Source organism: Microbacterium sp. zg.Y909 (genome assembly GCF_024626565.1).
The window spans coordinates 1-19,913 of record NZ_JANJFJ010000045.1; the positions used below are offsets into that span (position 1 = coordinate 1).

At 67.6% G+C, this 19,913-nt stretch carries 20 protein-coding genes, 1 tRNA gene and 1 pseudogene; 10 read left to right on the forward strand and 12 right to left on the reverse strand.

The genetic code is table 11. The annotated features are described in order from the left end of the window. Positions 1-926: ribosome biogenesis GTPase Der (der, locus tag NQ160_RS05695; protein ID WP_257514264.1), on the forward strand; the 926-nt coding region annotated here is incomplete at its 5' end. 145 nt (positions 927-1,071) lie between these two features. Here the strand turns inward: der and NQ160_RS05700 are convergent. Beyond that, positions 1,072-1,803, reverse strand: a complete 732-nt coding sequence (locus NQ160_RS05700) for an anaerobic ribonucleoside-triphosphate reductase activating protein (protein WP_257514265.1) — start codon at positions 1,801-1,803, stop codon at positions 1,072-1,074. Next, entirely contained in the window at positions 1,800-3,638 is a 1,839-nt protein-coding gene (locus NQ160_RS05705; RefSeq protein WP_257514266.1) for a ribonucleoside triphosphate reductase, read from the reverse strand. Before NQ160_RS05705 ends, NQ160_RS05700 begins: the two co-directional genes overlap by 4 nt. 242 nt (positions 3,639-3,880) lie before the next feature. On the opposite strand from NQ160_RS05705, the gene NQ160_RS05710 reads away from it, so the two are divergent. Further along, positions 3,881-4,789 carry an NUDIX domain-containing protein gene (locus tag NQ160_RS05710; RefSeq protein ID WP_257514267.1) on the forward strand — a complete coding sequence of 303 codons (909 nt, stop codon included), beginning with the start codon at positions 3,881-3,883 and terminating at the stop codon, positions 4,787-4,789. 57 nt (positions 4,790-4,846) lie between these two features. Here NQ160_RS05710 and NQ160_RS05715 read toward each other — a convergent pair whose 3' ends face one another. After that, on the reverse strand, positions 4,847-6,340 hold the full coding sequence (locus NQ160_RS05715; RefSeq protein WP_374113633.1) for a DHA2 family efflux MFS transporter permease subunit: 1,494 nt from the start codon (positions 6,338-6,340) through the stop codon (positions 4,847-4,849). Positions 6,341-6,488: 148 nt separating this feature from the next. On the opposite strand from NQ160_RS05715, the gene NQ160_RS05720 reads away from it, so the two are divergent. Continuing rightward, positions 6,489-7,151, forward strand: a complete 663-nt coding sequence (locus tag NQ160_RS05720) for a TetR family transcriptional regulator (protein WP_257514268.1) — start codon at positions 6,489-6,491, stop codon at positions 7,149-7,151. Between the two features lie 20 nt (positions 7,152-7,171). Here the strand turns inward: NQ160_RS05720 and NQ160_RS05725 are convergent, their stop codons facing one another. The 3 genes from NQ160_RS05725 to NQ160_RS05735 all read right to left on the reverse strand — a co-directional run bounded on the left by NQ160_RS05725 (position 7,172) and on the right by NQ160_RS05735 (position 8,913). Then, the gene (locus NQ160_RS05725; protein WP_257495853.1) at positions 7,172-7,546 is read right to left on the reverse strand and encodes an RNA-binding S4 domain-containing protein; all 375 of its coding nucleotides are present in this window, start codon (positions 7,544-7,546) and stop codon (positions 7,172-7,174) included. After that, positions 7,543-8,250: a lysoplasmalogenase gene (locus NQ160_RS05730; protein WP_257514269.1), complete on the reverse strand. Its 708-nt coding sequence runs from the start codon at positions 8,248-8,250 to the stop codon at positions 7,543-7,545. The genes NQ160_RS05725 and NQ160_RS05730 overlap by 4 nt, the downstream gene beginning before the upstream one ends. Positions 8,251-8,331: 81 nt before the next feature. Next, positions 8,332-8,913 (reverse strand): GNAT family N-acetyltransferase, encoded by a 582-nt coding sequence (locus tag NQ160_RS05735; protein ID WP_257514270.1) that lies wholly within the window; start codon positions 8,911-8,913, stop codon positions 8,332-8,334. Positions 8,914-9,044: 131 nt separating this feature from the next. Between NQ160_RS05735 and NQ160_RS05740 the strand changes: the two genes are divergently transcribed. The 5 genes from NQ160_RS05740 to NQ160_RS05760 all read left to right on the forward strand — a co-directional run bounded on the left by NQ160_RS05740 (position 9,045) and on the right by NQ160_RS05760 (position 12,059). Then, positions 9,045-9,118, forward strand: a tRNA-Pro gene (locus NQ160_RS05740). A 182-nt stretch (positions 9,119-9,300) separates the two neighbouring features. Next, positions 9,301-9,540 carry a helix-turn-helix transcriptional regulator gene (locus NQ160_RS05745; RefSeq protein ID WP_257514271.1) on the forward strand — a complete coding sequence of 80 codons (240 nt, stop codon included), beginning with the start codon at positions 9,301-9,303 and terminating at the stop codon, positions 9,538-9,540. Positions 9,541-9,639: 99 nt separating this feature from the next. Then, positions 9,640-10,725 (forward strand): tyrosine-type recombinase/integrase, encoded by a 1,086-nt coding sequence (locus NQ160_RS05750; protein WP_257514272.1) that lies wholly within the window; start codon positions 9,640-9,642, stop codon positions 10,723-10,725. 97 nt (positions 10,726-10,822) lie between these two features. Then, a complete protein-coding gene (locus NQ160_RS05755; RefSeq protein WP_257514273.1) occupies positions 10,823-11,098 on the forward strand; it encodes a hypothetical protein in 276 nt (91 codons plus the stop codon). Next, on the forward strand, positions 11,091-12,059 hold the full coding sequence (locus NQ160_RS05760) for a hypothetical protein (protein WP_257514274.1): 969 nt from the start codon (positions 11,091-11,093) through the stop codon (positions 12,057-12,059). Before NQ160_RS05755 ends, NQ160_RS05760 begins: the two co-directional genes overlap by 8 nt. Positions 12,060-12,168: 109 nt before the next feature. On the opposite strand, the gene NQ160_RS05765 is transcribed toward NQ160_RS05760, so the two are convergent. From NQ160_RS05765 to NQ160_RS05780, 4 genes are all read right to left on the reverse strand, one after another. Further along, on the reverse strand, positions 12,169-12,465 hold the full coding sequence (locus NQ160_RS05765) for a transcriptional regulator (protein WP_257514275.1): 297 nt from the start codon (positions 12,463-12,465) through the stop codon (positions 12,169-12,171). Further along, complete coding sequence (locus tag NQ160_RS05770; RefSeq protein ID WP_257514276.1) at positions 12,465-12,941, reverse strand: hypothetical protein; 477 nt, start codon at positions 12,939-12,941, stop codon at positions 12,465-12,467. The genes NQ160_RS05765 and NQ160_RS05770 overlap by 1 nt, the downstream gene beginning before the upstream one ends. Before the next feature lie 279 nt (positions 12,942-13,220). Then, positions 13,221-14,300 carry an SIR2 family protein gene (locus tag NQ160_RS05775; protein ID WP_257514277.1) on the reverse strand — a complete coding sequence of 360 codons (1,080 nt, stop codon included), beginning with the start codon at positions 14,298-14,300 and terminating at the stop codon, positions 13,221-13,223. Positions 14,301-14,656: 356 nt separating this feature from the next. Next, positions 14,657-15,691, reverse strand: a complete 1,035-nt coding sequence (locus NQ160_RS05780; RefSeq protein ID WP_257514278.1) for a hypothetical protein — start codon at positions 15,689-15,691, stop codon at positions 14,657-14,659. Positions 15,692-16,020: 329 nt separating this feature from the next. Here NQ160_RS05780 and NQ160_RS24845 point away from each other — a divergent pair, with 329 nt between their 5' ends. Then, complete coding sequence (locus tag NQ160_RS24845) at positions 16,021-17,760, forward strand: zinc-ribbon domain-containing protein (protein WP_257514279.1); 1,740 nt, start codon at positions 16,021-16,023, stop codon at positions 17,758-17,760. A 199-nt stretch (positions 17,761-17,959) separates the two neighbouring features. Here the strand turns inward: NQ160_RS24845 and NQ160_RS05790 are convergent, their stop codons facing one another. Together NQ160_RS05790 and NQ160_RS05795 are read right to left on the reverse strand one after the other, a co-directional pair. Next, on the reverse strand, positions 17,960-18,916 hold the full coding sequence (locus NQ160_RS05790; protein WP_257514280.1) for a hypothetical protein: 957 nt from the start codon (positions 18,914-18,916) through the stop codon (positions 17,960-17,962). Then, the gene (locus NQ160_RS05795) at positions 18,913-19,473 is read right to left on the reverse strand and encodes a DUF6932 family protein (RefSeq protein WP_257514281.1); all 561 of its coding nucleotides are present in this window, start codon (positions 19,471-19,473) and stop codon (positions 18,913-18,915) included. The genes NQ160_RS05790 and NQ160_RS05795 overlap by 4 nt, the downstream gene beginning before the upstream one ends. A gap of 200 nt (positions 19,474-19,673) precedes the next feature. On the opposite strand from NQ160_RS05795, the pseudogene NQ160_RS05800 reads away from it, so the two are divergent. Continuing rightward, positions 19,674-19,913, forward strand: a pseudogene (locus NQ160_RS05800) (hypothetical protein); the annotation flags it as partial.

Below are 19,913 nucleotides of genomic sequence, written 5' to 3' on the forward strand. Positions count from 1 at the left end.
GACTCGGCCAGCCGTACCCCGTCTCGGCCATCCACGGCCGCGGCGTCGCGGACCTTCTCGACGACGTCATGAAGGTGCTGCCGGAGGTCTCGGCGGTCGCCAAGCAGGAGATCGGCGGTCCCCGCCGCGTGGCGATCCTCGGTCGCCCCAACGTCGGAAAGTCGTCGCTGCTGAACAAGGCCGCCGGTGAAGAGCGCGTCGTCGTCAACGAGCTGGCGGGCACCACCCGCGACCCGGTCGACGAGGTCGTGGAGCTGGGCGGCAAGCTGTGGCGTCTGGTCGACACCGCCGGCATCCGTCGCCGGGTGCACCTGCAGCAGGGCGCCGACTTCTACGCGTCGCTGCGCACCTCGGCTGCGCTCGAGAAGGCGGAGGTCGCCGTCGTCGTACTCGACGTCAGCCAGCCGCTGAGCGAGCAGGACGTGCGCATCATCGACCTCGTGCTCGAATCGGGACGCGCCCTCGTGCTGGCGTTCAACAAGTGGGATCGCCTGAACGACGACGACATGGAGAACATGGACCGTCGCCGCTACCTCGAGCGCGAGATCGAGCAGGACCTCGCCCACGTGGCGTGGGCGCCGCGGGTGAACATCTCCGCCCTCACCGGTCGCCACCTCGACAAGCTCGTGCCCGCGCTCGAGACGGCGCTGGACTCGTGGGATCAGCGCATCCCCACCGGCAAGTTCAACGCGTTCCTCTCCGAACTCGTCGCCGAGCACCCGCACCCGCTGCGCGGCGGAAAGCAGCCCCGCATCCTGTTTGGCACGCAGGCCTCGACCCGCCCGCCGACATTCGTGCTGTTCACGACCGGGTTCCTCGACCCTGGCTACCGCCGGTTCATCCAGCGGCGCCTGCGCGAGCTCTTCGGCTTCGAGGGCACGCCGATCGTCATCAACATGCGGGTGCGCGAGAAGCGCCAGCGCTGACCGGTCGGCCGCGGGTGCCTGCCGGCATCCGCCATCGCTGAGAAACCACTTTCGGGATGAGACACCACGCAATGCGCGATGTCTCATCCCGTTTGTGGTTTCTCGCGTGAAGGGCGCCGGCGGGCGGGCGGCGACGCGGGTGCGATCAGCGTACGGTGACGCGGTCGAACCGGGCGGTGGGGATGCCGTCGAGAGCGACCGCGCGCGTCGTCCGGGCGCCGCGGGGGAGCGGTGCGCGGGTGCCGGTGTCGCGGAACCGCTGCACCGCCCAGTCGCGCACACCGACATCCGCCAGGCGGCATCCGAGCGCGGCGAGGCCGGCTTCGTCGATCGCGTCGGGGTGCACGGTCGTGCGCACCTCGTACTGCAGCGGGCGGTCGGTGTGCTCGCGCAGCCGCTGCTGGGTGAGCACGAGCTCGAGCGACAGCCATGCGCGCTCGCCTGCGCCCGGGCGGCCGGTGACCGCGGTGTAGCGGTCGTCGGTGGCCGCCTTGATGTCCAGTCCCACCCAGTCCACCAGCGGCAGCACACGCGCCAGCTGCCGCGGATATGCCCCGCCGGTGTGCAGTCCCACGGCGAAGCCGCGCGCGCGGACCGTCTGCATCGCAGGGAGCAGCGCGTGCTGCATGGTGGGCTCGCCGCCGGTGAACACCACGGCGTCGAGCAGCCCGACCCGCGAGTCGAGGAACGCCGCCACCTCGCCCCACGTCATCGCGGGTGTCGCCCGCGGGGCGATCAGCGCCGGATTGTGGCAGTAGAAGCAGTCCCAGGGGCACCCCTGCAGGAACACCGTGGCCGCCAGCATGCCCGGCCAGTCCACCGTCGACAGACGCGTGAGGCCCGCGACGCGCAGGTCGCCGGCGGTGGGCGTCGTCACGCGGTCGCTCCGACCGGCTGCGCCGCGGCATCCGCGCGGTCCTGCGCGAAGTACACGCGCTCGGCAGCCTCGCCCTTCTTGCCCACGTTGAACGACGACACCGGACGGAAGTAGCCCATCACGCGCGTCCACACCTCGCACTCGGCACCGCACTGCGGGCACGACGGCAGGTCGCCCGAGAGGTAGCCGTGGGCAGGGCAGATCGAGAAGGTCGGGGTGATGGTGATGTAGGGCAGTCGGAATCGCTCCAGCGCTCGGCGCACCAGCGTCTTGCACGCGCGGGCAGAGGTCATCGCCTCGCCCATGTACAGGTGCAGCACGGTGCCGCCGGTGTACTTGCCTTGCAGGTCCTCCTGCAGTGCCATCGCCTCGAAGGCGTCATCGGTGAACCCGACTGGAAGCTGCGACGAGTTGGTGTAGTACGGGTTGTCGGCGGTGCCGGCATGACGGATGCCGGGATAGCGGGCGATGTCCTCCTTGGCGAAGCGGTAGGTCGCCCCCTCGGCAGGGCTCGCCTCGAGGTTGTACATGTGGCCCGTCGCCTCCTGGAACTGCACCATCCGTTCGCGCACGTGATCGAGCACGCGGGCGGCCAGCGCCATGCCGGCGGGTGTGGTGATGTCCTCGGCATCCCGGGTGAAGTTGCGCACGAACTCGTTCAGCCCGTTGACCCCGATCGTGGAGAAGTGGTTCTCGAGCGACCCGAGGTAGCGCTTGGTGTACGGGAAGAGCCCACCCTGGATGTGCCGGTCGATCACGATGCGCTTGGCCTCGAGGGTGTCGCGCGCGATCTCCAGCAGTTCGTCGAGACGCGCGATGACGGCATCCTCGTCGCCGGAGTGCACGAAGCCCAGCCGCGCGCAGTTGACGGTCACGACCCCGACCGAGCCGGTCTGCTCAGCGGAGCCGAACAGACCGTTGCCGCGTTTGAGCAGCTCGGTGAGGTCCAGCTGCAGTCGGCAGCACATCGAGCGGATCATGTGGGGGTCAAGGTCCGACGTGACGAAGTTCTGGAAGTAGGGGAGGCCGTATTTGGCCGTCATCGCGAACAGGGCATCGACCTCGGGGTCGTCCCACGGGAAGTCCTTGGTGATGTTGTACGTCGGAATCGGGAAGGTGAAGGCGCGGCCGTCGTCGTCGCCCTCGGTCATCACGTCGATGAAGGCGCGGTTGATCATCGCCATCTCGGCGGTGAGGTCGGCGTAGGTGAAGTCGCACACGCTGCCGCCGATGAGGGGGTGCTGCGGCGCCAGGTCGTCGGGGACGGTCCAGTCGAACGTGAGATTGGTGAACGGGGTCTGTGTCCCCCAGCGCGAGGGCACGTTGAGGTTGAACACGAACTCCTGCATCGCCTGACGCACCTGCTCGTACGTCAGCGCATCGAGCCGGACGAAGGGGGCGAGGTAGGTGTCGAACGAGCTGAAGGCCTGGGCGCCCGCCCACTCGTTCTGCAGCGTTCCGAGAAAGTTGACCATCTGCCCGAGCGCACTGCTGAGGTGCTTGGGCGGCCGCGACGAGATCTTGCCCGGGACGCCGTTGAAGCCCTGATCGAGCAGCGTGCGCAGGGACCACCCCGCGCAGTAGCCGGCGAACATGTCCAGGTCGTGGATGTGCAGGTCGCCCTCGCGGTGCGCAGCTCCCGCCTCGGGGGCGTACACCTCATCGAGCCAGTAGTTGGCGATCATCTTTCCCGAGGCGTTGAGCATGAGCCCGCCGAGGGAGTACCCCTGGTTCGCGTTGGCGTTGACCCGCCAGTCGGCCCGCGACAGGTACTCGTCGACGGTGGCGGCGACGGCGACGGAGCGGGGTGTGGCGGGCGGGGTCGGGGCGGTCATGGCATCCTCTGCGGCGGGTGGGCGGTCTGCGGGCTCATCACTATATGCATGTGGTCAGACCAGCACACAGTCCCATATGTAGTGGCTACAGCGCTCATTGGCGGCGACGGCCGCGCCATTGTGGGGCCGCACAGCATCGCGTGGCGCTCCCGGCGTGGCGGGCCGGGCGGGTGTATGTGGCGGCGTCGGGGGTTTGTGCGCGGCGCGGCGCCACGCGGTGCGGGCTGTGCCAGGCTGGACCGGTGACGATCGTCCCGCCCACACCGGATGAGCCGCGCCGCCCCGACGGGCCGCGCGATCCCGGCGACGCGTGGGTGGTCGCCGATGACGGCACCCGTTACTGGGGCCGCTTCGGCGCAGCGGGGCTGCTGGCGCTCGACGCGCAGCGTGGCATCCTGCTGCAGCACCGGGTGTCGTGGAGTCATTTCGGTGGCACCTGGGGGCTCCCCGGCGGCGCACGTCATGAGGGCGAGAGCGCGGGCGACGCAGCCCTGCGGGAAGCGGCGGAAGAGGCCGGGGTGCCGTCGCATGCCGTGCGGCCGCGGCTGCTCAGCATGCTGGACCTGGGAATCTGGAGCTACGGCACCGTGCTCGCCGATGTCGTGACGCCGTTCGAGCCCGTCATCAGCGATGCCGAGAGCCGGGAGCTGTCGTGGGTGCCCGTCGCCGACATCGACGAGTACCCGCTGCATCCCGGGTTGGCCGCGGCGTGGCCGCAGCTGCGGACTCTGTTGGACGTGCGGCCGGCCATTGTGGTGGATGCCGCGAACGTCGTGGGCTCGGTCCCCAACGGCTGGTGGCGTGACCGCGCCGGCGCCGGGTCCCGGCTGCTGGCGCGCGTGGCCGCCTGGGCGCGACAGGGGGTGGATGCCGAGTCGATCGATCTTCCCGCAGGGCAGTGGTTCCCCGAGGTCTCCGTCGTGCTCGAGGGCGCCGCGCGCTCTGCCGGCGTTGCCGCGGGAGTGCACGTGGTGCGGGCGCCCGCCTCGGGCGACGACGCGATCGTCGACGAGGCAGCCCGGCTGGTGTCGCTCGGCCGTCGCGTCATCGTCGTCACGACCGACCGCGCGCTGTCGCGGCGCGCCGCCGAGGCCGGGGCCGCGGTGCGCAGCGCCGGCTGGCTGCTTGCCCTGTTGCCCGAGCGCCCGTAAACCCGCGGACGACGAAGGGCCGGCAGCGCGTGCTGCCGGCCCTTCGTATACCCGCGATCAGTGAGCGGCAAGCGCCTCGCCGTGCGGGGCGTCGTCGGGCGCGGGTGCCTTGCGCACGAAGAACGCGAGGATCACCGCGGCCGACGCCACAATCGCTCCGGTGAGGAATGCCAGGTGCACGCCCGACGCGACCGCCGAGACGGCGTCGGCGCCCTCGGCCAGCGACGAGGCCGCCTGCACCGACATCAGGGTGACGAACACTGCGGTGCCGGCGGCCCCGCCGACCTGCTGGATCGTGCCGACGATCGCGCTGCCGTGCGGGTACAGAACCCGCGGCAGCGAGCCGAGCGCGGAGGTGAGCAGCGGCGTGAAGACGAAGCCCAGGCCGAGGTTGAGTGTCATGTGCACGGCGATGATCCAGGGGATGGTGGCCGACTCGTCGAAGGTCGTCATGCCCCACAGTGCCGCCGCGGCGACGATCATGCCGGGGATCACGAGCGGCGTCGGCCCGTACTTGTCGAAGAGCGACCCGACGATGGGCGCGATGACGCCCATCAGCACGCCGCCGGGCAGCAGCATGAGCCCGATGGTCAGCGTCTCGAGGCCGAGCACGTCGGTCAGGTAGATGGGCAGCAGCACGAGCGAGCCGAAGAGCGCGGCCATCACGACGACGACGAGCGTCACGGCGAGGCTGAACGACTTCGACTTGAAGGTGCGCAGGTCCAGCAGCGCGCTGTCGCTCTTCTGCAGCTGCAGCTGACGGGCGACGAAGGCGGCGAGCCCCAGGGCGCCGATGACGAGCGGGACCCACCCCGGAACCGGCGCGTTGCCCGAAGCGGCTTCGCCGATGGAGCTGAGTCCGTAGATGAGGCCACCGAAGCCGAGGGCCGACAGCAGCACGCTGAGCACGTCCAACTTCGCCGGACGGGTCTCGGTGACATTGCGCACCCAGAGCGCGCCGAGGGTGAGGGCGATGAGCGCGATCGGCAGGACGATCCAGAACAGCCAGCGCCAGCTGAGCGCGGAGAGGATGACGCCGGACACGGTCGGACCGATCGCCGGAGCGACGGCGATGACGATGGAGATGACGCCCATCATGCGCCCGCGGTGCGTCGCCGGAACGATCGACAGCACGGTGGTGAACAGCAGCGGCATCATGATCGCCGTGCCCGATGCCTGCACGATGCGACCGGCCAGCAGCATCTCGAACCCGGGGGCGAGGGCGGCGATGAGGGTGCCGAGCGAGAACAGGCTCATGGCGGCGAGGTAGACGCCTCGCAGCGGGAAGCGCGCCAGCAGGTAGCCGGTCAGGGGGATGACGATCGCCATCGTCAGCAGGAACCCGGTGGTCAGCCACTGGGCGGTGCTGGCGGTGATGTCGAGGTCTGTCATGAGGCTCGGCAGGGCGACGCTCATGATCGTCTCGTTGAGGATGACGACGAACGCCGAGATCACGAGCAGGGCGATGACCACGCCGGGGCGCACGATGACGGGCGCGGTGCCGGTGGGAGTGGGGGTGTCCGCGGTGGGGGGATTCTTCTCGAGGGTCACAAAGGACTTTCTGTCAGTGCGGGCGCTCACGGCCGCAGGAAGCGGCAGACGAAGCGCGGGAAAGAGGGCTCGTCGAGCGGGGGCCGCCGATGAGGAACGTCAATCATGTCAGAGAGTGCCAACTTGACGCAATCTGTAAGATGGCGGCATGGATGCAGTGCAGGTGGAGCCCGGCGACGTCGATGGCGCCCCGGTCGGCCTGCGGGAACGTCGGCGCCGCGAGACGCAGCGCGATGTCTCCGATGCCGCTCTCGCTCTGTTCGAGCGCAAGGGCGTGGCCGCCACCACGGTCGACGAGATCGCGCGGGCGGCGGGCATCTCCGCGCGCACGTTCTTCCGCTACTACGCGACGAAGGAAGAGGCCGCGTTCGCGCCCGAAGACGATGCGTCTGCGGCCGTGCAGCGGGAGACACTGGCCGCCATCCGGGGCGGCGCCCCTGTGGCCGCCGCGCTCGAGACCGGGTGGCTGCGGCTCCTCGAGGCCTTCGACGCGCACCCCGAGGACCACGCGCGCTCACTGCGGCTGCGCCGACTGGTGCAGAGCGAGCCGGCGCTGCTGGCCGTTGCGCTCCGCATCGAAGCGGCCGGCGCCGACACGCTCACCGATGCCGCCGTCGACGCGGCGAAGGCGGATGCCGATGTGCTCACCGCCCGCGCGCTGATCACCGCCGTGGGCTGCACGGCGCGACTGGCGTTCGACGAGTGGGCCCGGCGTGCCGAGCTCGGGCAGGACGCGTCGGTGCGTCAGATCTACGTCGAGCTGCGGCGTGGTCTCGCCACGTACGCCGGCCAGATCACCGAAGACGTCTGACTCCTGGCGGCCTGCGGGCGTCAGCGCCCGCGCAGCCGGTCGGTCTCCCGCCGCTCCCGCTTGGTGGGGCGCCCCGCGCCGCGGTCGCGGACAGGGACGAACGCCGTCATCTCTCGCGGCGGCGGGGGAGGCGTGCGGTCGTCGACCGCGGCGGCCGCCAGCGCGGCGCCGACACGCTTGGTGATCGTCTGGCGCACCACCAGGATGCGATCGAACCCTGCGATGCGCACCCGCAGCTCGTCGCCGGGGCGCACCGGCTGGGCGGCCTTCGCCCGCTCGCCGTTGACCCGCACATGCCCGGCGCGGCACGCGGCCGTCGCGGCGGAGCGGGTCTTGTACACGCGCACCGCCCAGAGCCACGCGTCGACGCGTGCCGGCTTGGCAGCATCCGTCATCGCGCGCGCACCCCGCGCAGGTGCCGCGCCACGCCAAACGCGATGAGGCCCTGCCCGATCGTGTACGTGACCATGACCGCCACCCCGGCCCAGTCGGGCGTGCCCGGGACGAACAGGCGGAACGCGAGCGTGGTGTCGGATGCCAAGAAGAACACCGCACCGACGACGACCGCCGGGTTGCAGCGGGTCGCGGCAGCGGCCGTGCCGCCCAAGACCAGGCCGTAGACGGCGACGCCCACGGCGAGGGCGCCGAGAAGCGGCCACAGCACGATGATCAGCACGAGCCACCAGACCACGTAGACAGCCGACCACCAGGGCAGCCGGCGCACGGCGAGGTGTCGCCAGAACAGGGCGATGTAGCAGGCGTGCGCCAGTCCGAAGCTGAGCAGCATCATGGGCAGCTCGTCGTCGAAGAAGGGGAAGAAGAAGGCGGCGCCGTCGCCGAACCACGAGAACAGCAGGGCTGCGACGAGGAGGGCGTGCGGCACGCCCCAGCGGGTGCCGCGCAATGCCCACGCCGCCGCGAGGATGAGAGCCGGCATGAGGGCGAGCTTCGTCGGGTACGTCAGCGGCGAATCCACGGCCAGCAGGATGACGTGGACCAGTGCGACGACCGCGTAGACCGCGTATCCCCACCACCAGCGGGGGTCCTGCCGCGCGCTCGATGCGGGGGTGGTCAGCGGGCGGTCGGGTGCAGTGCGCACGGCGCTCCTTCGGGCAGGGCGGACAGTCGTCTCATCGTACGGTCCGGGGCCGTGCTCGCCCGGGAGGGTGGGTCACCCGGCTCAGCCCGAGACGTCGAGCTGCACGATCGCGATGTTCGGCTTCGGTCGGGCCACCTCGTGGAATCCCGCTTTCTCGAAGGTGGAGAGCGTGCCGTGGTACAGGTCGTTCGACGGCACCTTCTTCACCGCTGCGTCGATCGGATACGCCTCGATGATGCGGGCGCCGCCTTCGCGAGCGAGGTTCACCGCGGCATCCAGCAGCGCAGGGGTGAGCCCCTGCTTTCGGTGGTCGCGCCGCACGACGAAGCAGCTCACCGCCCACACCCCGGGGTCGTCGAACGACACCGGAGACGCGGCGTAGTTGCGGGTGCGTGCCAGGCGCGGCTGGCGGGTGCGTGGCCCGACCCTCACCCACGCGGCAGGCACGCCGTCGACGTAGGCCACGAGGCCGGGCGGCGGGCCGGCATCGATCTCGGCGCGGAACATCTCGGTGCGTTCGGCGGGGGTGGCGATCTCGAACTCACGTCCCGTCAGCAGCCACCACATGCACTGGCACTCGGCCCCGTCGCCACCGTCGGCGAACGCCTGCTGGATGTCGTCGAACCGCTCTGGCGTCGCTGGTTCGATCGTGATCTGCGTCATGGCGAGACGGTAGCGCCGGGGTGCGACATCGGGCAACGGCATCCGCGACATGCGCGGCGTCGCGCTGGTTCGCGCGGCGTGCGCGGAGCGGCTAGGATAGGGGAGTTGTCCGCCAGCGGACAGCAGAAGACCGGGATGTGGCGCAGCTTGGTAGCGCACTTGACTGGGGGTCAAGGGGTCGCAGGTTCAAATCCTGTCATCCCGACCGGTAAGTCCCGGGAACCTAAGGGTTCCCGGGACTTCTTAGTTGGTGAGATGTGACCACGTCACCGCAATGCCATCACTTTGACCTCCCCCACGCCGTGTCGCGGCGGGGTGCCTCGACTGGCTGGACTTCGCTCCGGTTGACGCCGAGTGATGGGGCGTCAGGGTGCGCACCTCTTCGGTATGGACGCCGTGGACAGCCTGACGCTCGAGCTCTGGGGCTTGGAGAGACTCCTCAATGTCAACGAGCTCGCGGCGTATCTCCGCGTTCCGGTGTCGACGATCTACGAGTGGCGCATGAAGGGGCAGGCGCCTCCTGCACACCACTACGGCAAGCATCTGACGTTCGCCGCCTCGGATGTGCGGGCTTGGGTCGACGCGCACAAGGAGTCCGTCTCTTCCGCGTCCGCCGATCCACGGTGACACGATGAGCCGGCAGCGCCTCGCGATCGGCACATTCGGCGACATCGGGTTCCTCCCCACCGCGCACGGTCGCGTCATGGCCAGGGCGCGCTTCAGGGATTGGGACGGCAGGACCAGGCTCGTGCAGTCACCGCAGACACGAACGTTCTTGCAGAGCGCGCGCTGAAGGTGAAGCTCTCGACGAGAGACCTCTTCCAGCCCGCGTCTTCGTCGCTTACACCCGACAGCCCGTTCTCCGCCCTTGTCGACTACTGGCTCGACGACCTCGATCTAGAAGGACGACTCGCTACGCGCACGCGCCTGCTATACGAACGCAAGATGCGCACCCTCGTGATGCCTGCGCTGGGGAACCTGACATTGCGTGAGATCGGTGTGGCCCGTTGCGATCAGCTCCTCAAGCAACTCAACAGACAGAGCTATAGTCGGGCCCAGCACGCCCGCGTGGTGCTTCGCCTCGCACTCGGTCTCGCGGTGCGGCACGAGGTTCTGCCGCGGAACCCGATGGATCACGTTGCCCGGTTGCACCGGCCATCCGCCACGCCTGACGCGCTCACGCCGGTCGAGGTGACGGCCATCCGTGCGGCGATCGCCGTCTGGGAGGCGGGTCGCGCAGTCTCCGGCCCCAAGCCGGATGGCCAGCTGGGCGCCATCGTCGAGGTCATGCTCGGCACATCCGCGCGGATCGGCGAGGTGCTCGCGATCCGGCGCCGCGACATCGACATTGCGAGTCCGGTGCCGTCGATCCGCATCGCGGGCACAATCGTCAGCAACAAGGGCGAACCCACCCAGCGGCAGGATCACCCGAAGACTGCTAAATCGCGTCGGACAGTAGCGATACCGAGCTTCACCGCTGAGGCGGTCCGGCGCAGGCTGGCACGACTCGCCGACCCGTCACTGGACGCCCTCCTGTTCTGCAGCCGAGAAGGAACACCCCTTTCGACGAACAACGTGCGCCGCCAGCTGCGTCATGTCATGAAGATCGCCGGCATAACGGGGGTAACGCCGCATGCCTTCCGCCGCACCGTGGCGACAGCGATCAACGAGCAAGCGGGCGTCGAACTGGCGGCTGAACTGCTGGGCCACACCGATCCGAAGATCACGATCCAGCACTACATCCGACGCAACGAGATGGTGAACCCGGTGACCGCCGAACTGCTGGACCGGGCATTCACGAAGGAGACATGACCGCAGCGGCGTTGACGGACTGCCCGGCACCCAGCACGTGCCAGGGAGTCCGTCGCAGGGGAGAGCCGGGAGGGAAGCGCACGCGCACCTTGATGGCATGACCGATCGAGAGCACGGCGACGCCGTCCTTGAACACGTAGCGGTGCTCGCGTTCCTCTACTACCCCGGCATCCAGCTAGATGACCCGACGTACCGTCTCGCCGAGGACATCGAGTGGTGCATCGCCCGACTCGGCGACGTGTCCGACACCGAGTCCGAAAGGATGCGGGCTCTCATCGCGCGAGCGATCATCGACCCGACGGCGACGCGCGAGGAGCTGTTCACGGCGCTCGCCGAGCTCAATGGTGTGCTCGCTGTAGGTCACGATGACTGACGAGGCACGCACCGACGCAGAGCGCGCCGAGCGGAAGGCAGCACAGCGACAGGCCTGGAACGACGCTCACCCGACGTACTACGCCGACTACCAGGAACGGAACCGGGAGCACATCCGCAAGACGAACCGCGAGCGCGAGCGCCAGCGCGCGCAACGCGAGCGGGATGAGAAGGAGCGGCGGCGGCGGGGCATCGAACGCGCAAAGGAGTGGGCGCGGGAGCATCCGGAGGAGCGTCAGCAGGCGCGCGAGCGCTACAAGCAGAAGCATCCCGAGGCGCACAAGCAGGCTCAGCGCGAGTACTACTACCGGAACCGTGAGGCAATCGCCGAGCGTCGGCGCGCGCGCGAGGCCACGGACCCGCAGAAGGCGAACGAGGCTCGGCGTCGCGCGGTCGCCCGCGCACGCGCGGCCGGCCGTGTGTCCGAGTGGTCGCCGAGCCCTTCCCAACGGGAGTCCTATCGGCAGCGAGAGAACGAAGCCCGGCGCTTCTCGCGTCGTCGCGCACGCGCCGGGCTGCCAGACCGCCGCCTTCACCGGGTGCTCGCTGCGGAGCGGCGACACAACGACGACGCCGCGGACGCGTTCTTCGCTCGGCAGCGCAGCAGGGAGGAGATTGCTCGGATCCGTGAACAGGACGCGCCGACGCCGCCCGAGCTGGTGCACGCCATGCAACAGCAGTCCGAGACGCGTCGCGCGATCCGCGAGATTCTGGCCATGGCGGACGCCTACTTCACTGACCACGAACTCGAACTCCGGGCGCGCGTCGCCGAAATCTCGCGGACACGTTTCCGTGCCGGGCTCCTCCCTCTCGATGTGTACACCGAGCCGCGCCGCCGCGCACTCGAAGTAGCGAGCACCGGATATCTACGTCCCAGCACCGTGTCTCCGACCTCATCTCTCGCCGTCTTCCAGTGGCTCACGTCGGATCTTGCCGAGCGAGCGCCCGACATCCGGCTCTGATCTCGTGGCCGTTCTCGACGTCGCGCACACGCGACGGTGCCACATCGGATGTCCGTAGCCCGATCCCTACATGGCACACGGCGCCGCGGAGATCGCAGTTCGCGCTTTCTTACAGCGCGTCCGCGCTTGCGGCGAGCGTGCGTAGTGCCGCGATGTGGCCTTTGAAGGCCGCGCGGCCCTCTTTCGTGAGTCCGGCCCATGTGCGGGTGCGCGTCGCGACCGTTCCCTTTCTCAGCTCGATATAGCGGGCGTCTTCAAGGACTTTCAGGTGCTTGCTCAGCACGGAGTCGCTGAGGGCCAGCGCATCACGCAGAGTCCCGAACTCTGCCTCATGTACTTCGGCAAGGATCGAGCAGATGCGCAACCGGTTCGGCGCGTGGATGATTTCGTCGAAATCGTCAGCCACTACGCGCCCGCCCGCAGGGCACGCTCAAGGCGTGCGTCCATTACTGGCCCCATGGCAACGGTGAGGACGAACAACACCACCGCGGCTATGTACACGATCCAGTCAGCAGCGACTAAAGCGTTGATCACTAGGGTGGCGGCGATGACCAGGCCGAACAGAATTACGTAGATAAGGGAAACTCCCCGGCTGCCAGGGTGCGTGTATACGTCGAGCACGACGCGCCCGGGCGCGCGTTGCTGGATGAGCGGGAGCGCGCAGATCAGGACGACGGCCGCCGCGATCAGTCCAGAGGCCCAGCCTGGGTGGGTCTTTGTAAAGCCGAGACCGATAACCAATGCGGCGCTGCTGAGGCCTTGCGCGGGATAGAGCCACCAAGGCGATCGCACGTAGGGCGCGAGGGTCTGTCGCGATTGGGCGACAGAGTCCAGGGCGGCTTGCGCCTCGGTGGCACTAGGACGACTCGGCGTTGTTTCCATGATGGAAAGACTATAGTTTCCAACACGGAAAGTCCAGTTCTGCGCTGCGTGACGCTTCGCAGCAACTGCACCCACGGCACCGCCTTGCGCTGCCCGCGCCGCCCGGTAAGCGATCCCTCTGCGGGCGCCGCGCTGAGCATGCCCTGGCGTGCAGTCCGGACACCATCGCAAGTTAAGGAGACCTCTCCTCCTCAGTCGCAGTCGTGAGGTCCGGCTGGTGTTGCACCTCCGTGGCGAGACGAGGTCACGTGTCGCGCAGCGCGCGGCGGAGGGGCGGGATCACGGGGCGAAGAGCGTGTCCAGACCCTCGGCTGCCGTCACCGCTAGCACCCGCAATCGGTCGATTCCCAGGCCGACCGCGAGCGTCGGGTTGCCCTGTATCGTGCACCTCTGACACAGCGCGTCGACCAGAACCCGGATCGGTGTCGTCACGGTGTCAAAGTACGGATCGACGATAATGATCCTGCGTCGTGTGTCGAGCGCGAGCCATCGTCGGATGGGGGCGGTGACGTGAGCATCCCAGAACGAGAACCCAACCACCACGAGAAGCTCAACGTCTTCGAGCATGCGATCGAACTCGCTACGCAGCGCCGGGTACGGGTCGTACGGCGACATCTTGCCGGAGAGACCGAAGATCGCAGGCTCGTCGATGCGCGCAATCCGCTTTCCTGCTCCAAGGCCGTTGCCGCCGACCTCCTCGAAGCCCACAACCGGTAGGGGTGCGCCGACAACAACCCGGGTTTCGCGCCAGTTGAGACTCCCGTGTAACTTGAGCACGGGAAGGACATCCTCTCTGGGTTCATCAGCGAACCATTGGATTCCGCCGTTCCACTCTTCCGCGCCAGTTGTGTACGGGCGCCCCGCTTCGGCGGCAGCCTTCTCGACCATGAGGTCGTAGTTGAGTGTGACGATCCCCCGGAGGTCAGCGGTGACCAACGGGTACAGGTACGACTTGTCGGCAGCCTCGGTCCTCAGCGCCAGGATCGTCATCACAGAGTTCTGAACCATGTGAGCAAGGAACCCGAATGCCCGGCGGCCACTGACGCCGTCACCGTCCGAGGGAAGCGCTTCGGGGAGTGGTACCCACTCTCCGACCCAGAAGCGGGTCGTGTCGCGGTCTTGGTGCTCCACATCGGCGAGCGACGAGTAGAACTCCTCGATGTTCGAGGTTCCTCGTAGGCGTTCGCGTGCGGCTACCCATGCACGACCGAGGTAACCCGGGTGACCGTACAGGCGCTCGTTCATGCTCTCGATCACTAGGTCTGTGAGTTCGCCTGACACGGGCAACGACGGCGCAGAGGCACCCGCGCCGAGGAGGACGAGTGCCTGTCCGTTCGCGGCGGCGACCCACTCGTGCACTAGGCAATCCCGATGCCGCGCAGCGCGTGGTAGGCAGGACGGAACGCGGCAGTCAGGTCCTGCCCATTCGCGTTCGCACGCCCCGTTGGAGGCCTTGGACCTTGGGCGTGCGGACTGACCCGCCCCGCGCGTGACTTGACCCAGATGATGTGGTCCAGCGCGAATCGCGCCATCCCCGCGGAAGCTATCACCAGGTGGTCACCGACAAGGTTTCCGGCAAGGAGCCGCGGGTCACTTCGCCTTTGCTCCCACCACGGAACCCAAGCAGGGGGTTCACGCGTCGTCATGTCGCACCTTTCGGTCGTCTTCGAGTCGGCACTCCCGCCATATTGTCAGCCGCCATCGACATGCCGCGTTCAGAACGGAGAGTCGCCGCCGTAGCCGCCGGTAGGCGTCTCCCACGGGTCCGGCTCGCGAGCCGCAGCAACCGCCTGCGACGCGTCGCGCTCGGTGCGCTCTTGCTGCTCCTTCGCTGCCGCGGCGTCGGCCGCACGCTTCTCACGTGCCGCAACGATGTCGCGCGGTTCGCGGTTGGACAGGCGCACCATGACCGCGCCGACGACGTGCATCATCAGCCACGCGTCGGCCTTCGATACGTCCCCAGCGCGGTGGTAGTGTGCGTTCCCTCGCTGCGACCTGTCGCCGTTCACCCAGTCGATGAGCGGCTTCATTATCCCCCGGTCAGCCCCGCTGATGACCTTCGCTTTTGCGGCGTTGTCGAGCTGAGTGGACAGGGAGTTGCCATCGACCCCGAGTGCGCGGAAGAACTCTTGGAGCGACGTAGCGGCCTCGGTGAGCGCTACTTCCGTCTCGCTCTTCGAGAGCTTTGTGAGAGCGCTCTGGAATGCAGCAGACGCCCGCACGAATGCGGGGTCGTCGGCGAGCAGGGTGGTCGCGGGTCGGAGGACCTCTGAGTGCATGACAAAATTGCCGCGTTCCTGGAACTGGCCGTCCTCGAACGACCAGTCCACACGGGCGTACAGCAGCCGGTCGTTGAGCACCTCGATGAGCTTCTCGGCGTCGTACTCCGGCTCGTAGTTCGCCCTATAGCCTTCGCCAGAGTCCTCCCACTCCTCGTCGTTCTCGGCAAGCCACACGAACGCGCCGACGACGGCCGCCAGGGCGTCCAACCGGGCGACGTCATCACCTTCGCCGCGAAGGCGCTTCTGGCTCAACCAGTCGTATGAGGTGGTGTTCCCGAGCCGCCGGTCAGCCTGCTTGTACACGCGGTACGAGACATTCGACAACTCGTCCACCGCGGCGGCAATCTCCGCGCCTACCGATGCGGGGCAGCCGTCGAGCCACTCGATTCCGTGCTCCAGCTCGATCGCTGCCTGCTCTCGGCGTCGGCGCAGTTCTGAGGGCAGTGGGTCAAGCCGGGTGTCTCGCACGCGTTCAGCGTATCGAGCCCCAGAAACGGAGCATCCGCCGGGCGCCGCAGGGCGGCTATCTGCCGTCGATATCGGCGCGACGCATCCCCAGACGGGCGATGCCCGATGACCGGGCGTCGGCGTGCGGGAGCGAACCCGATGGAGATCGCGACAGGGCTCCGGCGCAACCCCGACGGCACAGCGATCGTTGGATGCGCATCAGATCTTGGCTCGATCGCACGCCCGGGCGAGGAGCCCATCCCGTTCGCACGTCGCCCGTGGCTCCTATGCGTGGAAGGGGAGGGCCACGCGGATGGGGCTATTGCCGTGCATTCTGGCAGGATGGCGCCGTGCCGAACACGCAACAGCCCTGCAGCGCCGCGGGTTGTGTGGCGCCCGCTGTCTATCGGACCCGGACGAAGCCGGCATACTGCCTGCACCACGTCGACGACATCTTCCGCAGAGGTGGCCTTGAGCCGATCGGCACCTTCGGTAAGCCAGACAAGATGCGGCGTTGCCGCTGCCTCACGTGTGACGTCGAAGCCGACTACCGCATGGTGACGGTCGAGGAACGCACGCACCTCAGGGCCACCACATGCGACGCCTGCAGGTGGCGAGCGTGGGCGGAGATGGCGAGGGCCACGGCGGGTGCCTACGCGAACACCACTCCGAACGATCTCGACGCTGTCGCGAAGTTCGCCAGCGATCATTCATTCCTCTATCTCGGCCCACTCACCGACCCGTCACTGCCCGACGACCCGCACCTCACCGAGTGCGAGCAGTGCGGCGTGCGCAGCGTGCAACGCGTCGTCGACATGGGCTTCTTCTGCGGATGCACGAAGAGCCGCACACGCACGGCGCCGCCGGGGAAGAAGCTGTTCAAGGACTCAGGCTCAACGGCACTTGACTGGTGGGCCGAGGACAACGACCCAGTCCTGCTCGCGACAGCGACCATGAAGGCCAACCGCGAAGCGGGTTGGGTCTGTCCCGAAGGACACCGCTTCACCGCCCCGATACGGACCATGAGCGAGACTCCGGGATGCGGCGAGTGTGCCGACGAGCGCCGACTTGCTGACATGGTGCTCATCCAGGCCATTGCGCACTTGACCATCTCGCAGGTGCCGGAACTTGCGGAGTCCTGGGATGATCCGGGGCACGACCCGGCCGAGGTGATGGTCCTGGAGGATCGCCCGCTCGTCGGGAACGGGTTCCGCTGGAAGTGCCCAGCCGGACATCACCCGCGCCTGTCGATCTCTCGCTGGTACCTCTCGGGATGCGACCACTGTGCCGCCGCCAAAACGCGAAGTTCGAAGGCCGGCGTCGTGCAACTCGAACCGGAGATCGCGAACCAGTACGCCGAGAACAACTCGACGCCGCTCGAAAAGGTCACACCGGGATCAGCCAGGCCACGATGGTGGAAGGACCCCGTTTGCGGACACGAGTGGGAAGCCTCTCCGCGGGAGCGGATGCAGCAGCCCGTCTGGCGCTGTCCGATCTGCCGTACGCGAACGAACTCGTTCGCATGGAACTACCCGGCGCTAGCTGAAGAGTGGGCGGACACCAACCCGGCGACGCCATTCCATGTTCTACCGACAGGGCGGATGTCATTCACACCGGAATGGGTGTGCGCAGAGAACCCGGCACATCGCTGGTCCGCACCGCTCGCCTCGCGAGTCGCCGGTGCGGGCTGCCCGGAGTGTCGATTGTCCGGGAAATCGAAGATGGAGGCACTCTATCTGAATGCTGCCGCGGCCATCTTCGGCGAGGCGCTCTCCGGACGCGCAGTCCGTCACGCGGCGTTCAAGCGTCGAGGGAGCTGGACAGTGGACATTCTGGTCGGTGACGTCGCAATCGAGTACGACGGGTCATATTGGCACGCCGGCAAAGTGACCCTCGACACGGACAAGTCCCTCGATCTGCTCGCAGCTGGACTCAGAGTCATACGTTTGCGCGAGCATCCGCTGCCCCCGCTGCAGATCAGTGATCCGTCGTACGCCGAGTTCACGGTCTACGCCTCGGCGCCGGATCCGTCGGGGGTGATGCAGCAGGTCGCCGCTCGAATTGAAGCGTCGGAGGTCAGTCGACAGTAGTTCGGGACGGCGGAGCTGCGGCGGCCCGATACGGGCAGCTGGCAACACCTACTCCTACAGCAGAGGAATGGCACTCCAAAGCGATCCCGACCCGGGCATTTGGGAGTGTCGTCGGCTGGTCGTCTCGCCTAGCGTTCATCAAGGAATAGCTAGAGAGCGATGGCGACATGACTGCCGAATCTACGTGCGGCTCCCGCGATCAGTTCTCAGCCAGTATGTCGATGGACTCGGCCGCGTACAGAAGTTTGGGCTCTCCGGCGGGTGAGGTCTCTTCGGTCACATCCGCACGCACAGACACCCGCATCCCGACCTTCAGAGAGGTGATCAGCTCGTGCGTCAGATTCGACGTTGTGACATTGACTATGCCCGCCTCGGCGACGTCTAGACGGAGCGGGCTCAGGTCGCTTACCGTGCGCAGTGTTCCAGTCAGGGTGACCGGCTCCTTCTCCATCTGACGCGACTGAATCGCCTGGGCGACGTACACGAGCTCTGCACGGGTCAAGGTCACTCGAGTTCGAGGCTTGCGGGGCTGGCGCCACGTCAGCTCAGTCTCGAAGTCTCCCGCTACGAGCGAGTCTGCTAGGTCTTTCAGTGTCGTCGCGACTCGCGGGCCCGCCTCCGTCAGTTTGCGAAGAAATCGAGACTCGTCGAGATCTGGCCCAGCTTCTCGAGCGGCGTCCAAGAGACCCAGCGCGTCGCGCACGGCTCGGTCCACCGCCTGCGATTCTTCGGGCGGTGTGATCTCCGTCTGGCCGGAGGGCACGATCTCATCCGCGGGCGACGTGGCTGGCACGACATGCAGGATCATGCTTCCCGGCGTTGGCACCCCATCGAGAAGGAGTCGAGTCTTCTGGACGACGCCCGCTGGCAGGCGGCCCTGCACCGACTTGAATCCTTCAGCTGCGAGCCCGGTTGCCAGCACCAGCCGTTGGAAATTTCGGAGCACCGTGCCCACAGCGTCGAGGGGCGCGGCGTGCCCGGACACACCGTCTCCAAGCAAACGGAGTGTCCCGAACGACAGATCACGGCGAACGCCCGTGCGCTCCAACATGAACGTGCTCAGACTGAGCTGCCCAAGATCGTCCGAGTCCGCCCAGGAGACATCATCGGCGGACACGTTCAGTGATTCGCGGTACGCGTCCCAATCAACGCTCATGCCCCACCGTCCAGGAAGACCTCGACGTAGCCGCGTCGAGCGAGTGCGTCCTCACGAACAGCGGGAGCCCCCTTGGGGCCGGTCCGACGTCGTAGCCAGAAATCATCCCAGAACCCCCTCTGCTTCGCGTAGTTGTGGTGCTCGGTCGTGTCTTGAATGCCGGGCTCAGGTCGAACGTGCCAACGGCCGATGCGTGAATCAACTCGCAGATTGAAGGTCGCCCGCAGTGCGTTGGTGGCGAATAGCTCGATCATGAACTTATCTCGAAGGTCTGACACTGAATCGAGGTTGATGTCCTCGCACCAGTAGATCACGTCGATATCGTCGGGATCGAGCTTGGTCGAGATGAAGCTGCCACTGACCCAGACCCAGGCGACGGGGAGTAGACCTCGCAGGCCAGCGGTCGCTGACTCGAAGTCGGACCAGATTGGACCCCGTGTCACTGATTGCCCGTACTCGGGTGCATCGACGAAGCGCGCTCTCAGTTCGTCAAGTGTTGCGCCGTGTCTGCCGACGTCGAGGTGACCCGTCGTGGCATCGATAGCGGGCACAGCCATGTGCTCGTTCCTCTCCCCGGTTTCGGTCAGCCTAGGGGATCGCGATCGCCGAGCGCATCTTGCCCTCAAGCGGGGGTCACGGCAGCCCCTGAGCGCGGTAAGCGGCACCGCGCGAAACTAATGCCTCCCGGCCGGCATGCTGATACGGCGACCAACTCAGCCGTGTGATGTCCCGGCCGTCGAGGTGCGCGCGTTCGACTATGGCTCAGATTCTGAACCGCGATGCGCAGGTTCTCTTCAGCCAAGTCTTCGGTGGCGGAACCGTGCGTGGAAGCAGCGCCCGTAAGCCGGTCGATGAACGGGCGGTCTGCCCGCGGGCGCGCTCCCGCGCGCGGCGCCGCGCGCGTAGGGTGATCGCCATGAGCGAAGACGGGTGGCGTGCGTTCCTCACCGGCGAAGGCGTCGATGACTGGGTGATTCTTCATGGTGGCCCGACCGCC

Coding starts and splice junctions, on each gene's coding strand:
- NQ160_RS05745 (WP_257514271.1), top strand. CDS start 9,301: ATGGACGCCGTGGACAGCCTGACGCTCGAGCTCTGGGGCTTGGAGAGA.
- NQ160_RS05795 (WP_257514281.1), bottom strand. CDS start 19,473: ATGGCTGTGCCCGCTATCGATGCCACGACGGGTCACCTCGACGTCGGC.
- NQ160_RS05705 (WP_257514266.1), bottom strand. CDS start 3,638: ATGACCGCCCCGACCCCGCCCGCCACACCCCGCTCCGTCGCCGTCGCC.
- NQ160_RS05760 (WP_257514274.1), top strand. CDS start 11,091: ATGACTGACGAGGCACGCACCGACGCAGAGCGCGCCGAGCGGAAGGCA.
- NQ160_RS05725 (WP_257495853.1), bottom strand. CDS start 7,546: ATGACGGATGCTGCCAAGCCGGCACGCGTCGACGCGTGGCTCTGGGCG.
- NQ160_RS05770 (WP_257514276.1), bottom strand. CDS start 12,941: ATGGAAACAACGCCGAGTCGTCCTAGTGCCACCGAGGCGCAAGCCGCC.
- NQ160_RS05720 (WP_257514268.1), top strand. CDS start 6,489: ATGGATGCAGTGCAGGTGGAGCCCGGCGACGTCGATGGCGCCCCGGTC.
- NQ160_RS05790 (WP_257514280.1), bottom strand. CDS start 18,916: ATGAGCGTTGATTGGGACGCGTACCGCGAATCACTGAACGTGTCCGCC.
- NQ160_RS05735 (WP_257514270.1), bottom strand. CDS start 8,913: ATGACGCAGATCACGATCGAACCAGCGACGCCAGAGCGGTTCGACGAC.
- NQ160_RS05755 (WP_257514273.1), top strand. CDS start 10,823: ATGACCGATCGAGAGCACGGCGACGCCGTCCTTGAACACGTAGCGGTG.